Annotated in this window: 15 protein-coding genes and 1 pseudogene; 13 read left to right on the top strand and 3 right to left on the bottom strand. The window is 35.9% G+C overall.

Features of this window, described 5'->3' with window-relative positions; all coding sequences use genetic code 11:
• The first annotated feature begins 36 nt into the window (after positions 1-36).
• The 13 genes and pseudogenes from CLOCL_RS17190 (at position 37) to dcd (ending at position 11,121) form a co-directional block, all read left to right on the top strand.
• Positions 37-279, top strand: coding sequence for a hypothetical protein (locus CLOCL_RS17190; protein WP_041715249.1), 243 nt, complete (start codon positions 37-39; stop codon positions 277-279).
• Positions 280-297: 18 nt separating this feature from the next.
• A pseudogene (locus CLOCL_RS17185) lies at positions 298-561 on the top strand (YjdF family protein); the annotation flags it as partial.
• Between the two features lie 149 nt (positions 562-710).
• Positions 711-2,261: an IS1182 family transposase gene (locus CLOCL_RS17180; protein WP_014256515.1), complete on the top strand. Its 1,551-nt coding sequence runs from the start codon at positions 711-713 to the stop codon at positions 2,259-2,261.
• Between the two features lie 357 nt (positions 2,262-2,618).
• Positions 2,619-2,963 carry a GIY-YIG nuclease family protein gene (locus CLOCL_RS17175; protein WP_014256514.1) on the top strand — a complete coding sequence of 115 codons (345 nt, stop codon included), beginning with the start codon at positions 2,619-2,621 and terminating at the stop codon, positions 2,961-2,963.
• Between the two features lie 225 nt (positions 2,964-3,188).
• On the top strand, positions 3,189-4,316 hold the full coding sequence (locus tag CLOCL_RS17170) for a nucleotide disphospho-sugar-binding domain-containing protein (protein ID WP_014256513.1): 1,128 nt from the start codon (positions 3,189-3,191) through the stop codon (positions 4,314-4,316).
• A gap of 48 nt (positions 4,317-4,364) precedes the next feature.
• Positions 4,365-5,156: an alpha/beta fold hydrolase gene (locus CLOCL_RS17165; protein ID WP_014256512.1), complete on the top strand. Its 792-nt coding sequence runs from the start codon at positions 4,365-4,367 to the stop codon at positions 5,154-5,156.
• Between the two features lie 1,085 nt (positions 5,157-6,241).
• Positions 6,242-7,072, top strand: coding sequence for a Cof-type HAD-IIB family hydrolase (locus tag CLOCL_RS17155; RefSeq protein ID WP_014256511.1), 831 nt, complete (start codon positions 6,242-6,244; stop codon positions 7,070-7,072).
• A 3-nt stretch (positions 7,073-7,075) separates the two neighbouring features.
• Entirely contained in the window at positions 7,076-7,927 is an 852-nt protein-coding gene (locus CLOCL_RS17150; protein WP_027622030.1) for a serine hydrolase domain-containing protein, read from the top strand.
• A 33-nt stretch (positions 7,928-7,960) separates the two neighbouring features.
• A complete protein-coding gene (locus CLOCL_RS17145; RefSeq protein WP_027622029.1) occupies positions 7,961-8,548 on the top strand; it encodes a hypothetical protein in 588 nt (195 codons plus the stop codon).
• A 13-nt stretch (positions 8,549-8,561) separates the two neighbouring features.
• Positions 8,562-9,053 carry a hypothetical protein gene (locus CLOCL_RS17140; RefSeq protein ID WP_014256510.1) on the top strand — a complete coding sequence of 164 codons (492 nt, stop codon included), beginning with the start codon at positions 8,562-8,564 and terminating at the stop codon, positions 9,051-9,053.
• A gap of 102 nt (positions 9,054-9,155) precedes the next feature.
• Positions 9,156-9,824 (top strand): C39 family peptidase, encoded by a 669-nt coding sequence (locus CLOCL_RS17135; RefSeq protein ID WP_014256509.1) that lies wholly within the window; start codon positions 9,156-9,158, stop codon positions 9,822-9,824.
• A gap of 142 nt (positions 9,825-9,966) precedes the next feature.
• Positions 9,967-10,344, top strand: a complete 378-nt coding sequence (locus CLOCL_RS17130) for an SdpI family protein (protein WP_014256508.1) — start codon at positions 9,967-9,969, stop codon at positions 10,342-10,344.
• 240 nt (positions 10,345-10,584) lie between these two features.
• Positions 10,585-11,121 carry a dCTP deaminase gene (gene dcd / locus CLOCL_RS17125; protein WP_014256507.1) on the top strand — a complete coding sequence of 179 codons (537 nt, stop codon included), beginning with the start codon at positions 10,585-10,587 and terminating at the stop codon, positions 11,119-11,121.
• 164 nt (positions 11,122-11,285) lie between these two features.
• On the opposite strand, the gene CLOCL_RS17120 is transcribed toward dcd, so the two are convergent.
• The 3 genes from CLOCL_RS17120 to CLOCL_RS17110 are packed head-to-tail and all read right to left on the bottom strand — an operon-like array spanning position 11,286 to position 16,280.
• On the bottom strand, positions 11,286-13,580 hold the full coding sequence (locus tag CLOCL_RS17120) for a membrane protein (protein WP_014256506.1): 2,295 nt from the start codon (positions 13,578-13,580) through the stop codon (positions 11,286-11,288).
• On the bottom strand, positions 13,570-15,675 hold the full coding sequence (locus CLOCL_RS17115; RefSeq protein ID WP_014256505.1) for an efflux RND transporter permease subunit: 2,106 nt from the start codon (positions 15,673-15,675) through the stop codon (positions 13,570-13,572). Before CLOCL_RS17115 ends, CLOCL_RS17120 begins: the two co-directional genes overlap by 11 nt.
• Positions 15,676-15,677: 2 nt before the next feature.
• Positions 15,678-16,280 carry an HdeD family acid-resistance protein gene (locus CLOCL_RS17110; protein ID WP_014256504.1) on the bottom strand — a complete coding sequence of 201 codons (603 nt, stop codon included), beginning with the start codon at positions 16,278-16,280 and terminating at the stop codon, positions 15,678-15,680.
• Positions 16,281-16,429: the final 149 nt, after the last annotated feature.

Here is a 16,429-nt window from a genome sequence, read left to right as displayed (position 1 = left end):
TTAAATTTTATAGTAATCTCTTGATTTTTACTATCAATGTTTGATTTCAATGTTGTCATTACCAATCTCAACAAAATTGAAAAGGAAAAAGCACTGGATTTAGTAAAGCAATTGAGAAATAGTATTATTGCCTCGGCAGAATCTAACGAAAAGTATGCTGCTGAATATGCAGATATTCCTCTTGTTGGAAAAACTATATTTGAACAGCAACGGCTTCTTTATCGTGCTCTTTTAGAGTGGCTTGACACTTTTGAACGTCAGTATAAGGAAAGCGAATAACATGGCGAAAAAAGCAGTTTGACTGTTTTATTTGAAGATCCGTTTTGGATAGGGGTGTATGAACGGATTGATAATAATAAATATGAGGTTTGTAAAATTACCTTTGGCGCAGAGCCAAAAGATTATGAAGTGTATGACTTCCTGCTGAAAAACTGGAACAGGTTGGAATTCAGTCCTGCTATTGAAGTAGAAAAGGTTGAAGAACGTAAAATCAATCCAAAGCGTATGCAGCGGGAAATCAGCAGCCAACTGAAACATAAAGGTATTGGCACAAAAGCGCAAATAAAACAGGGGACGGTTCGAAACCACTGAAAAACACCAAATAAAAAATGTAAAACATTCAATATATTTCAACAAATATATAGTAAAAAACCTCCTTCAATGGTATAATGGAATCACGCAAAACCAACACCACAAAGGAGGTTTTTTAAATGCTAAAAGATAAAAATAATCAATTAAGCATCTATTCAATATTATACAATAAAATTCCAGAAAATCATATACTTAAATTAATAAATAATGCAATTGATTTTAGTTTTATTAATAAACTACTCGAAAAGTCCTATTGTAAATATTATGGCAGACCTGCAAAAGAACCTGAACTTATGTTAAGGCTTTTAATTCTTCAATATTTGTACAACTTATCCGATGAACGTGTAATCGAGGAAGCTTCATTAAATCTGGCTTACTTATGGTTTCTTGGAATTAATCCTGAAGAAGAACTTCCCCATCCGAGTTTACTGGCAAAATTCAGAGTTCACAGGCTACAGGAAGTTACAATGGATGAAATAATAACGGAAGTAGTAAAACAGTGTGTAGAAAAAAATATAATTAAGTCTGGTGGAATTAGTATTGATTGTACACACACTCATGCCAATACTGTAAAAAAAGTACCCGAGAGGATATTAAAACATATTGCCAAAAAGATATTTAAAAATTTAGAAAAAGAGGCAGGAGAGATACCGGAAGAAATCAATACAAATATTCCAAACTATAAGGAAATAGCAGATCATAGAGAAGCAAAAGCGACAATGAAGGCTTATGTGGAAGAAGTCATTGCGCAGGTTGAAGAAAAAATTGAAGGGGAAAAACATACGAAAACATACAAAGTTATAGAAAAAGCCCGTGAGATATTAGAAGACCCAAAATTTATAGAACAAAAGAGTATAAGGTCATTAGTAGACCAGGATGCAAGAGTAGGATATAAATCGAAAACAGAAAGTTTTTTTGGATATAAAACAGAGTATGCAATGACGACAAAAGAAAGGATAATAACGGCAGTAAGGGTATATAACGGTGCATACGTTGACGGTACAGGATTTGAAGAATTAATTGATTTGACAAAGGATAGCGGAATAGAAATAAAAGAGGTATATGGGGATAAAGCATATTTCAGGAAGCCAATTTTAGATGTAATAAAAGAAAACGGTGCCGAAGCGTACATACCGATTAGTGAAATGGTATACAAAATAGATGAGAGTAAATATGCGTATAATAAGGATTCGGACCAATGGTTTTGTGATTATGGGAATTATACCGTAGAGAAGCAGAGAAAGATAAGAAAAAGAGACGGTCGAGAATCATGGAAATATAAGTTTGATGTAGAAGGATGTCAAAAATGTCCAAAGAAAGATCAATGCTTCAAAATAGGGAAATCAAATACTCTAGAAATAAGTGTAAATATACCTGAATATTATGAATACAGCCAAAGAGCAAAAACGAAGGAATTTATAGAAAAATATAAAGAACGAGCAAGTCAAGAGTGGAAAAATGGAGAGATGAAGAGATTTCATGGATTAAGCCGTGCCCGAGGGTACGGCTTAAGAAGCATGTCAATGCAATCAAAATTAACAGCATTGGCAGTAAATTTAAAGAGGATAGCCCAACTGGTATTCTCTTTAAGTAAAAATAATCATTATTTTTTGCTTTTGAAAATTAGAATTAAATGTTTTCGGCTGTATAAAACTGTAAAAGTGGCTTAAAAAACCCTACTTTTTCAGTGGTTTCGGACGGTTCTCTGTTCTAGAAAGATGATACTCTTTTTGTGCTGCAAATCAACCGGTTTAAATCTATTTGCTGATACTTTATAAGTAATTAACGTGCTAAATAAGTGGGGTATTATTCCAATTATTAGTTTCGGAATTAGTCTTATGAGCAATATTCTATGGAAGATTTTGAATATTTCAAGATTTATGGTATAGTGTTCTAAAAGCTTGCTATGTCCTGTAATGTGTATTACCCGTTAAATGGAGTGTTTTTATGGAATTATCCGAACCACCTATGGAGCGTAGATTATTTTTTTCAGTATTTCGGTTTATAATAGAGCTGAGGTGAATACAATGGATTCAAAAAGAAGAAAAGAACTTTTGGAAGCCTACAAACACAGACATCCTGAAATGGGCGTAATTTCTTACCGTTGTAAAGAAACCGGTGAGGTGTTTTTAGGCATCTCGAAAGATACAAAATCGGATTTCAACAGTACTAATATGAAATTGGCATTGAATATACATCCAAATAAACGATTACAGGAACTTTGGAATAAATATGGAGAAGAAGGATTTGAGTTATCGGTGGCTAAAGTTTTAAAGTATGAGGATCCACAAGAAGACCATACACAAGAATTGGAAAAATTGAGAGAGCAATGCTTAGCTGCCGATCCGAAGGCAAGTAAGATATGGCGATAAATGAAAACCTCGTTTGATTTAAGGCTTGAACTTTTAAATTGAAATAGACGGCCGATTATAGGAAATAGGAAAAAGACAAAAATGAAGAGGTCGATTTCAACGGGGTTTTGGATAATGAGCTTGTTTTAGTATTGGTTGTGCCGATATTTCCGGTAGAGTCTGCATTAAAAAAAGAATTTTGACGACAATGAAAACAGAAGGTAGAAAGCTTTCCGGAGTGATATTGTGAAGATACTTTTTATAAATTTGCCGTATTACGGTCATTTTATACCGACAATCGGGCTTGTACATGAACTTATTAAACAGGGATGCGAAGTAACATATTTAATGCCCTTTGACTGGAAAGAACGGGTTTGTGAAAGCGGTGCAGATTTTTCAGGGTATGAGAATCATCGAAAGCTTTCTGAACAGATAAAAAATGCCTATGCTGCGGCGGATAAAATAGCAGAAAATTACGATATTATCATCTATGAACAGTTTTTCTTTCTTGGGAAACACCTTGCAGAAAAGCATAGGAAGCCCGCAGTTAGAATTTTTACATCCCTTGCAACTAATGAAAAACTCATGAGGGAATTCATATCCGCAGGAGGAGCTCTGGGAATATTCAAGTATAAGTGGATCTGTAAGCTTTGGACGAACGATATCGCAAAAGGGATTCCGATGAAAACCGATTGTTGGTTAGATGAAATTATTCAAAATCCTCCTGCGTTAAATCTAGTGTATACATTAAAAGAGTTTCAGCCCTATGCCGAAGACTTCCCGGAAGAACAGTATAAATTTCTAGGAGCATCTGTCTACGATAGAAAAGAGCAAAAAATTGATTTTAAAAAGGCCAATAGACCGGTAATTTATATTTCGCTAGGTACGGTTGTAAAGGGTGCAGTATCATTTTTCAATAAATGTATAGAAGCGTTTAGGAATGAACAGGTAGAGGTCATTATATCTGCCGGGAGAAGTTTTCCAATCCATAAACTTAAAGAAATTCCGGAGAATATTAAAGTCTATGATGTAGTTCCACAATTGTCGGTGCTGAAACAGGCAGATGTTTTCATTACTCACGGAGGAATGAACAGCATTTCCGAGGCCCTTGTTCATGGAGTGCCAATGGTTGTAATTCCGTTTATTGCTGACCAGCCTACAAATGCAAGACGTATTGAAGAACTGGGGTTAGGAAGGAAGCTGGATTATCGATCGATTGACAGCGAATTATTGAGAAATACTGTTTTGTCGGTTATGAAGGATGAAAATATATCGGATAATGTGTCAAGAATTCAAAGAAAAATGCTTGATGCACCGGGGAATCGAGGCGGTGCTGCTATGATTATCGATTATTATAAAAAGAATAGAAGGTAATTTGCTTATTGAATAATAGTCAAACCAACCGCTAGAAAGGAAATTCCAATGAGAGTGCGAGAAGACAGTATTAAAATAGGGAATACAGAGATTGATTATGTTTCTTTCGGAAGGGGTACCCAACCGTTGGTTTTGATTCCTGGACTTAGCTTAAGAGATGTAAAGGGTTCCGGTACTCTTTTGGCATATATGTATCGTATGTTTTCAAAGGATTACAAAGTGTTCTGTATCGACAAGAAACGAATTATTCCCATTGACTATACCGTCGAAGAAATAGCTGAGGATTATTCGATGGCATTGCGTGCTTTAAATATTGAAAAAGCATGTATACTCGGCATATCTCAAGGAGGAATGATAGCTCAGTATTTGGCACTAAACCATTCGGAGCTGGTCCAAAAACTTGTACTGGGAGTTACTTTGTCAAGAAATAATGAAACTGTAATATCATGCATAAATGAATGGATTCATATGGCAGAAAGCGGTAACTTCAAGGCATTGGGTATTGATATTTTAAGAAAGACTTATTCTGAAGAATATATTAAGAAATATGCATGGCTTTTTCCGATTTTATCAAAAATAATGAAGCCAGAGAATTCTGAACGATTTATTGCATTAGCCAAGTCCTGCTTAACCTGCAATACTTATGATAGGCTTGAAGAAATCAAATGCCCGGTGTATGTTATCGGCGGATGTAAAGATAAAGTAGTAACCGGTGAGGCTTCCTATGAGATAGCAAGTAAGATAGGCTGTTCAATTTATATGTATGAAAATTTGGGTCATGCTGCATATGATGAGGCAAAGGATTTTAACAAACGAGTATATGATTTTTTCCGAAATTGAGAAATAATTTAAAGATAATCACATATTTGATTTTTCCCTTGATATCCATATCAACTTCCTCAAATCATGATTAAAACAACATTTTATATTCAACTGATTATTTCATGGTGAAATCAGTACCATTATGAAACCGTAATACATCCATTTAAGACTGATGCCGTTTGAGCTGTACCTCAAAGAAGTATCCCTGAGCGATACTGTGTGGTCCGGTGAAATTTAGCAATGATACAGTAGTACCATATCCGATTGCATATTTATCAATACAAAAGTGACCTTTAATATCTGCTTTGACGCCTACATTTCCTTAAAAATAGTTAAATCATTAATGTATAGGTATTGAATTTAAATAGAGTAAAATACTACCAGTTTAATTGAAAAGGGATTTTTTACACGGGATCCTTATGATCAAGTTTTTTATATCATTGATTTTTAAACATTACTATATTTTCCATCAATCGCCTTTTAATACGTTCTGAATTTTAGTATATCAATTTCAGTGATATTATAAAGGGCGAAGACAAGAAGTGTGCGATTAAGCTATTATTTTACATACAGTGTAGAATTTTTATTTATTTAGTGATAGTATTATAATACACATTTTTTGAATTTTTTAGGAGTATAATTTATGAAGTTGAATAACATCTACCTAATACTAGGGATAGTGCTTTCAATTTGCTCTAAAATGTTACAGTTTCGATTTAAATCCTTATGGGGGAATATATTAATCCTTCCTTCCGCTGTATTTTTTGTATTGGCAGTGTTATTGTACATACCGAAATATAGAGGATTTTTGTATAATCCTATGACAAGTAAAGATGCAAAAATTTTTGCTGTGCTTTGTTGTCTGGCTGTTTTGTCTTTTCAATTGTTTACAATGGTTACCTTTGGAAAAAGACTTAGGTGGGGCGTGATTTTCTTATTGCCTTTTATTGTTTTTGGCGGTTTAGGCATTTTTTATTGGATGGTTTTGCTCAAATCCGTATAGATTTTTACGACTTCCCTCATACTGTAGACTTGGTATTTTGCGGCTCAGTGGAGTACAATGAAGATTAAAATATACATAGGAGAAATTAAGGAGATATACGATGAAGACGCTGTTTGTATCGGATCTGGATGGAACACTATTGAGAAGTGATGAAACTTTATCGCAATTTACTATTGATACAATTAATGAGTTGATGAAAAAAGGCATGCTTTTTTCCTATGCTACGGCTCGCTCTTTGGTAACAACAAAGAAAGTGACCAAAGGACTAAATTCTCATATTCCACTTATTGTATATAACGGAACCTTTGTTATGGATAATGAAACTGAGGAAATTTTGATTGCAAACTATTTTGATGATGGGATAAAAGATGTAATTTTTGATTTAATAAAAGAAAACATCTATCCGATAGTATATTCTTTTATTGATGGAGTTGAAAAATTTTCGTATATTCCCGAAAAGTGCTCAGAAGGGATGAAGGCTTTTCTTGACACAAGAAAAGGCGACAAGAGAACTAATGAAGTTGAAACAGTAGAAGACTTAACTTTGGGAAAGTGCTTCTATATCACATGTATTGATGAACCGGAGAAATTAAAGCCGCTCTCTGAAAAATACAAGGACAAATATCGCGTAATATACTCAAAGGATGTTTATTCTGAGTATCAGTGGCTAGAAATTATGCCTAAGTCTGCATCTAAAGCAAATGCTATTTTGCAATTGAAGGAAAAGTTAGGGTGTGACAGAATTGTGTCCTTCGGAGACGGAGCAAATGACATTGACATGTTTAAGATTTCGGATGAGGCCTATGCGGTGGGTAATGCAATTGATGAATTAAAAAATATTGCCACCGGGGTGATAGAAAGCAATAATGACGATGGCGTGGCAAAATGGCTCAATGAGAACATAAAAGGCTTTATTGGAATTGGAGAATGACGGATGAAAAAAAGGTATGGTGCACTCTTAATAATATCGCTTCTAATAATTATGATATTTTCTTTTATTCAAACACCAAGTTTAGGTGAAGAAAAAGAGCTTGATGAAGTGATTGAAAAATATATAAAAACATACAAAATACCGGGAATTGAGGTGGCAGTAGCTAAAGGCGATAAAATCATCTACTCAAAAGGATTTGGCATTACTCCGGAAGGTACGGAAGTAACTGCGGATACCCCAATGTACATTGGCTCGGTGAGCAAAAGTTTTACTGCTCTTGCTGTAATGCAATTAGTAGAGAACGGTAAGATTGACTTGGATTCACCGGTAATAGATTATTTGCCTTGGTTTAAAGTGAAGGGATTTGATGCTTCTCGCATAAAAGTAAGGCATCTTCTGAATCATACAAGTGGACTGTCAGAAGAAACTTATTTTCCGGAGCTGCCGGTGGATACATCATTAGAAGAGGCTGTCAGAAATCTGGCAGAGGCAGAGCTTGTAGAAGAACCGGGAAAAGAATTCAACTATTTTAATCCGAACTATCAGGTACTGGGGTTAATAATTGAGAAGGTGTCAGGAATTAGTTATGATGAATATGTAAAAAAGCATATTCTAGAGCCGCTATCTATGAAAAATACTTATTTAAATAAAGAAGAAATAGAAAAAAAGGTGACGAAAGGTTACAGTTCTTTTTTTGGATTTCCTTTTATAAAAAAAGAACCCTTTAGACCCTATGGACTGCCGGAAGGTTATATTGTTTCAACGGCGAATGACATGATACTGTTCCTTCAGGCACATAGCAATTTAGACTCTAATCAAAAGATACTTTCACAGGATGGCTTTAAGCAATTGTAAACCCCTGATTCTGAAGTAAAGTCAAACTATGCTATGGGATGGCAGAGAATTAAAAGTTCAAAAGGTTATACTGTAATATATAATGGCGGAGACCTTGATACATATCATTCAGATGTTATGATAATACCTGAAAAAGGATATAGTATAGTTATCATGACAAACCAGAATAGTTTTATAAATCAATCCGTTGTCTATGATTCACTTAGAAAGGCTGTAATTGATTTTGTTCTGGGAAATGAAGAACGGCAGGCTATGCCTGAAATACATAAATATTTGATTATAGCGGGAGTTTGTATAGCTATTTTCGTAGTATATCAATTATATTCAATTGTTTTCATAGGCAAGTGGGCACAAAGAAGTAAGCACAGAAAGACAACCGGTATTATCCTGTCGGTATTTAAAGACTGTTGTATCCCTGTAATCTTATTAATTGTTATACCAAAACTTTTATCTTTACTGCTGGAAAGACGGGTTAATTTGAGGGAAGCATTCAATATGCAGCCTGATGTGACAATTAGTATTATTATCATTAGCATACTTTTTTGCATTAAAGCTATTGCTAAGATTGTTGTTATTGCAAGAACTATGATGTTTGCAGATAGGCAAGATACTATACTTTGAGGAGGAAATTATATTGAATAGGTTTGAGGAAGGTTTAAAAATTATTGAGAAAAGATGTGGGAATGGAAAAGACAATGTTATATCTCTTGCGACTATTGCAATGGAACCGAACGCAGAAGGGAAACCTCGTCCATATGTTCGTGAAGTAGACGCACTTTATGAAGACGGTGTGTTTTACATTACTACTTGGGCAAAATCAACTAAAATGCAGCAGATTGCTCAACATAATGAAGTTGCATTTGCGGTTAGCAACGGATGGTTTTCCGGAAACGGAATTGCTGAGAATTTAGGATGGGTTCTAGACCCGAAAAATGCTGAGTTAAGGGCAAAACTTCGCAAAGCATTTTCACCATGGTATGACTTTGCAAATAATGAACAGGATGAAAACTGTGTTATTTTAGCAGTTCGTATCACAAGAGCTATAGTAATTGTAGATCACGGTGCTGTTCGTTATGATATGGACTTTGTAAATAAAATTGAAACTGAAGAAGGGAAAATAAAGTAGAGGAATTGAAATGAGAAATAAAATTTGATTTTAGGGGAACAGATGAGAGAATTTATATATGAAGAATAGAAGTATAAATATTAAACTGTGAGGTCAGAGTTTATGAAAGAAGGGAAAAAAATTTTTCTTATATTAGTCGGCCTTGTTTTGGCTGTGATGATTACAGCTATTACTGCAATAACAATAGAAGAGAGAAAGACTGTCAATATTTTAGATGACTATTCTATTTTATATACTGATGAAAAATATATGGAGCATCTTTATATTGACAATGTTGAATTAATAAAGCAAGAAATCTCTTGCGGATACGCAGTTATTGAGATGTTTTCAAATTGGGCTGGAGGGACAATTACTGAAGAAAGTTTGTATGACGAATACGGAAAAGTTGTTACTTCGACGGGAAAATCCTTTGAAAAGGAAATGAAAAAACGGTTTCCGGAATTTAAAACTACTATGTATCCATATTTATCCAATACAGAAATGATAGATAAGATATATAATACTCTAAAAAGCGGAATACCCGTGCCTTTTCAATGGGCGGCAAAATATAACGATATTTGGACTTTGCATTATTCGCTCATAACGGGTATAGATATTCCTAACAACAGGATTACAATACTAAATCCCTATGGATATGAGGAAAATTTGACTCTGAAAGAGTTTACAGACAGAACAAGTTTTAAAGCCTATGAGGATATGCCGATATACCTAAGGTTAGCATTTGCCTTTGGCATATTTGAGAGAAATACAATTTTTGCAGTAGAGAGATAAATTGCAGTTTATTAAGGATTTTCTCGGAAGGATAAAAAAGCGGAGATGAATAGGAATTTGATAGATTAGGCATTAACCAATAATTGTATAGTAAGTAAAATAATTATATAATAGATGAAAATAATTTGAAGAGGTGTTTGCAATGTGGTTTTGGATATTAATGTTTTTCTGCAATCTATTAATTCCTGTTATTATGATTATAGTCGGCTATTTAATGTATAAACATCCACCTAAGAAAATTAATGCATTCTATGGATATCGAACCAGCAGGTCAATGAAAAATGACGAGACTTGGAAATTTGCCCATGATTATTGTGGGAGAATTTGGATTAAGTTGGGATTTGTTTTGCTTATTCCTACAATAATAGCATCGATTCCGTTTATTAATAGTGCTATAAATGTTGTCGGAATAGTGACATTGGTAATACAAGGGGTTCAAGTCATAGTTTTGATTGGGTCAATATTCCCTGTAGAGGCTGCATTAAAAAAGAATTTTGATGACAATGGAAATAGAAGATAAAAAATACTTTACGAAGTGTAGATGAAAGTTATATAAATATGCTTATAATGAAGATTAAGGTACGCTTTGATTGGAAGAAATGTGAAAAGGCTAATTACCATAATCGAGGTGTGATTTTATGGTAATTAGCCTTAAATTTTTGATTCATGTTATAATAGAGATTAGTAATATCGAAAAATTTGAATGTACCTGGCATTATTGAAGAAAGAGTATTTATACAAACAGGAAGGAGATAAGCAAATGATATTGTCAGATAAAACATTACTTAAAATGATAGAAGAAAGGACTTTAATTATTGAACCATTAGATAGAAAGCAGATTCAGCCCGCAAGTATAGATATTAGGCTGGGAAACACTTTTAGCATTGTTGAAGATTCACCTACAGGCATAATAAATTTAGAAAAAGAAATACAGTATAAAACCATTACAAGCGATACCTATATACTTTTGCCAAATCAATTCGTTCTTGCAACGACAATGGAATACATTAATTTGCCAAACAATGTAACAGCTTTTGTTGAAGGGCGAAGCTCACTTGGAAGAATGGGGCTGTTTATACAGAATGCCGGATGGGTCGACCCGGGCTTTGAAGGACAAATAACTCTTGAACTTTTCAATGCCAATCGATGTGCTATTGAACTTAAGGCAGGCAGAAGAGTAGGTCAGCTTGTTTTTGCTAAAATGGACGATACTGCTTTGAATCCATACAACGGAAAATACCAGGGGCAAAAAGGTGCTACCGGTTCAAGAGTATTTTTGGATTATGAAATTGAATAACTTGCTGTTGCTTTGGATTTTGTAATATCAAAAAGGAAAAACAGTAAAGATAATTTTTCAAACAAAATATATAAAGATATATAAATAAGAGGGTGACCCTTCCAAACATCGGAAAGATTACCCTCCCTCATAAGAAAATATATGTCTCATAAACCAATAGATTTTTATTTAATTTCCTTTGTCTTATAAATAAACTTGACAATGCCGTCTGCATTATCGCTTATTCCTGCAAAGGACTTATAATTCTTTGATATGTTTATGGTTGCTTTTAGCCGTTCGATTAGAGCTTCAGCGTCGTCAACCTTGTCGATCAGTTTTTGAATGCCTTCTTTATAAAACTTTGAAAGTCCGTCCGAGAGCTGCATTGATCCGTCTTTTAGTTTTGCGATACCCTCTACAAGTGCCGGTGCACCGTTTTTCATTGTCAATATTCCGTCATAAAGGGAGCAAACACCATTATAAAGGTTACTTGTTCCGTTTTTTAATTCATCGGCACCGCTTTTTAAATCAGAAGCACCGCTTGCTGCCTGGGCAACTCCTGCAGTGTAATCCATGAGGCCGAGGTAGAAGGTATTATAATCGTCAAGGGAAGCTTTAAGTGAAATAACTGATTTTGCACCCTCTGATGCACTGGCAATTTTTGACTGAACTTCTTCGCTTGTTATATTTTCCGATATGGCTTTTTGTATCTGTGCTTCTGTATTTTGAACAATTAGTGCCTGAATGTCCTTTTCTGCCATTTTTAAATCGGTGTTTTTCTTAATGGTATTTTTGATTTGCTCTGTTTTCATCTGTTCTTCAACTTTTTGCGCGATTATTGCAGTAACTTTTTCGCTTTGCATCTGTTTATCGGTGTTTGATGAGATCAAAGCTGCAATTTCTTCACTTGCCATTTTTTGATCTATAGCCGATTTAATGGCGTTCTGTGTTGCAGTATCCACACGCCCTGCTGAAATTGCGGCATTATAGCTTGACTTATTCATACCGGTTACAGCGAGGATTGTTTGTTCTTCGACATTTTGACGTACACCCGCAGTGACCTCTGCCGATACCTGATCTCTTACAGCCTCTGTAACCTTTGCTTTAACCTGTTCCGTAACTGCGGCTGTAACGCCGGCTTCCACTTCGGTACGCACAGCGTCAGTTACTTGTGATTTGATATAATCCCGTTTTTGTTCGATTGCTGCGGTAACCTGTTCAAGAGCCTGATTATATACTTTTGTGCTGTCAAGGGAATCAATAATCCCATTGAGTACCGAGGCGTAATTGTCAATGGTCAGTGACGGTACTAAAAGTCCGGCTGCTTTTAATTGTGTTTCGGCAGTGGAAAGAAGAGCTTCAAAAACCTTTTTTGCCCCATCGTTTAATTTATCATTATTGGATGACAGTGTATTGAGCCCATTGGATAAAGCAGCCGCCCCGTCAGACAGTTTTTTTGTTCCCTCGTCAAGGGCATAGGCACCGTCTTTCAGTTTTGCAACTCCGTCTGCCAGTTGATTGATTCCGTTAACCAATTCCTTTGATTTATCAAGGAGTGTACAAATACCGTTGTACAGTGCAGAAGAACCATCAAGAAGCTTTGACATTGCATCGTTAAGCTGGTCCATTGAACCGGTTAGATCCGATATGGAATCTATTTTTTCCATATCTATGTTATTAAATAATCCATTGGTTGCCACAGTAACAGTCATTCCCAGAGAGAAATCGGTGACATCAGCCGTTATTTCCACATAAGATGGTATTTCAAACTGTTCTTTATCCAGTGCAAGATTTTCCTGAAGTCCGGGTAGAGCAAGACCGATAACGGCAGTTCTGTCTCCATCGTTGATGATTTTTCCGTTTGAAACTTCAACGTTGGCAAAGGTGTTATTATCAAGAAGCATTCCCGTTAGCATTACAAAGGGAACATATATCTTTTCATCCTTACCGTTTATTTTCACTGTTTCATATTGATTATTCCGGTAGTCAAAACGAATGGTCACTTTGCCGCTTTTGCCGACAAGCTCATCGGGGAATACTGTTTTGCCGTCAAGTTTATAGGAAACCGAGAGGTTTACCGGCAGTTCTTTTTCAATTGTACCCTGGTAATAGATATCATTTCCCTGAGCATCCCATACGCGGGTATTGTTGCCGCCTAAGGTATAGCTTTCGTCACCCTTGATATTCTCTGTGTTTTCCAGTTCGGTTACATCATTTATTTTTTCGGCCTCTAGCGTATTTTTTATCCAATCGCTGACTATGATTTTTTGCACCGTACCGTCAGAATCGGCAAGAACATATACGGTTTCGTCTTTGAAAATATCGCTTTCTGAGACAGTTTTTTCTGATTGTTTTTCGGTGACGTTTTCCATAGCCTTGTTGTCCTTATCACTATTTGAGGCAAGGGTGTAAGCTGTTCCGCTGACAAGTAAAGCCATACACAAGCAGAGAGAAGTTATTTTTATTATTTTACTTTTCATTGATAGATAACCTCCAATCCAATCTGTTATTGATTTGTGTCATGCCAGCAGTTGTTTTGCAAATAACCCTGTCGCAGAAAAGCAAGAGGGCCGGCAGAACAAAGATAACCATCAGTGAGCTTATAATAGCGCCTCGAGCCATCAGCATACACATGGAACTGATTATATCAATATCGGAATAAAGAGCCACGCCAAAGGTTGCAGCAAAAAGCTCCATACCGGACACTATTATGGACGGAATTGATGTGGTAAGTGCTATTTGTACCGATGTCAGTTTATCGTTTCCGGCCATTCGTTCTGACTTATATCTGGTGGTCATTAAAATGGCATAGTCTACGGTTGCACCCAGTTGAATGGTACTTATGCAAATAGGTGCGATAAACGGCAGACTTTGACCGAAATAGTGCGGCAGCCCGAGATTTATGAATATTGCCAGTTCGATTACGGCAATCAATATAAACGGCAGCGAAATACTCCTTAAAACCAATGCAATGATAACGAATATTGCCAAAATCGATACGGTATTGACGACTTTGAAATCATGATCTGTGGTTTCAATCATGTCCTTCATACAGGGTGCTTCTCCGATAAGCATTCCGTTTTTGTCATACTTTTTCAGGATTCTGTTCAAACGGTCGATCTGGTGGTTTACATTGTCGCTTGCAACTTTGTATTCAGAACTTATAAGCATAAGCCTCCATTTATCGCTTTTTAGGATCGAGGTAACCGATTCGGGAAGGATTTCCTCCGGTACGCGGGAACCGATGACCGATTCGAGGCTTAGTACATATTTTACTCCATCCACTTTTTTCATTTCTTTTATCATGGAACGAACGTCTTTTGATGGTACGGCAGTATCCACCAAAAGCATATGAGTAGAAGCGATGTCAAAGTTTTCACGAAGTTTGGAGTTGGCAATTACATATTCAATATCCTTTGGCAGACATTCGCCCATATCATAATAGACTTCACTGTTTGTTTTGTGGTAACCGTAATATGATGGCGCAATAAGGATGGCAAAAATCGTAAGAAATACAGGGAATGCTTTTACTATACCTTTTGCCGGCTTTTCCATATTGGGAATGAGAGAGCGGTGCTTTGTTTTTTGCAGCGGTTTGTCTAGTATGAGTATAAGAGCAGGAAGTACTGTTGTTGATCCTATGACTCCGAGAAGTACTCCTTTTGCCATAACGATACCCATATCTCTGCCCATTGTGAAAGACATAAAGCAAAGGGCAATAAAACCGGCTATGGTGGTGGCTGAACTTCCTATAACACTTGCCAATGTCTCTTTTATTGCAACCGCCATTGCTTCTTCTTTATCGGCATAGGTCATAAGCTGTTCGTTGTAACTATGCCACAGGAAAATGGAATAGTCCATTGTTACGGCAAGTTGTAAAACTGCAGAAATGGCTTTGGTAATATAAGATATTTCACCCAGGAAGAAGTTACTTCCCATATTGAGCATAATCATCATACCTATGGAGGCCAGGAATACGAAAGGAATAAACCAGCTGTCAAGGAGAAGGAACATTGCTATACATGCAAGAATTACGGCCAATGTAACATATATTGGTTCTTCACGTTCGCATAAATCCTTCAAATCGGTTACCAATGCAGACAAACCTGAAACAAAGCATTGTTTGCCGCAAATCGAGCGGATTTCTCTTATTGCTTCTATTGTGACATCGGCAGAGGTTGACGAGTCGAAAAATACTGCCATTAATGTTGCATTTTCTTTATTAAAAGCTGAATAGAGTTCATCAGGCAGCATTTCCATAGGGATTGACAGGTCTGCAATGGAGTCGTACCAAATAACTGTGTCCACATGTTCTACTTTTGAAATTTTTTCTTTCAAAGCTGCAACGTCTTTGTTTGACATGTTCTCTGCAATGATTAAGGAAAAGGCACCTTTGCCGAAATCATTCATCAGTTCCTTCTGTCCTATAACCGTTTCCATATTCTCCGGCAGATAGTCAAGCATATCGTAATTTACTCTTGTGCCGATATATCCTAATATTGACGGAATCATTAAAATCAGTGTCAATATCAGAATGGGTAGACGGAATTTTACTACCGCTTTTCCGAATTTCATCTCTATTCATCCTCCATTTCAATATAATCTTCCTCAATAAAATCCGGATGCTGATGTTTAATAATTTTTACAGTTGTAACCGCTACAAAAAGATTTAAAATGCCTTCTGCAATAAGAGCTATACCGAGAAGAACCGTTAGAATCCTGACACTTTCGGACGGTTTAAAAACAAGAACCATTGCAATAATTCCTGAGATAATTGCCAGAGCAAGAGTTCCCCACCAATTTTTGATGCCAAAACTTCTAGAATCAAAGGCAATCTGAATCTTGAAAAGACTGTCGGCAAGCAAGGCTATTCCCATAGCCATAAATAGTAGATTGATTACATCGGACGGTTTCAGAAGGACAACCAGCCCAATGACAAAAATAAGGATTCCGAATTGCAGGTCATATTGAAACGCCAGACGGAATAAATCCTTTGAAAAATAGCCTATCAGCTTGATGCAGCCAAAAATAATCATAGCTGTTCCAATTACCTTACCGATTAACTGCATTGATACGTTCGGCAGGGTTATAAATAATATGCCCAATGAAAAAAGAACGACCGATATAACAATGTAACCTATTTTTGCAATTTGCATCGGCAAAACGGAACGTACTTTCATAGTTCAACCCTCCACTTGCTTCGTCAAAAAAATTATAGGCCGTTCTTTGTAATTGAAAAACAGACAAAAAAAAATCCGTGTACGAAAAATGAACACGGACAAAGGTTGTGACTAAAAATTAAACACCGACGGAAAAATATCTAAAATAT

This window comes from Acetivibrio clariflavus DSM 19732 (genome assembly GCF_000237085.1).
Lineage (GTDB): Bacteria > Bacillota > Clostridia > Acetivibrionales > Acetivibrionaceae > Acetivibrio > Acetivibrio clariflavus.
This window is presented reverse-complemented; position numbering and strand designations above follow the sequence as displayed.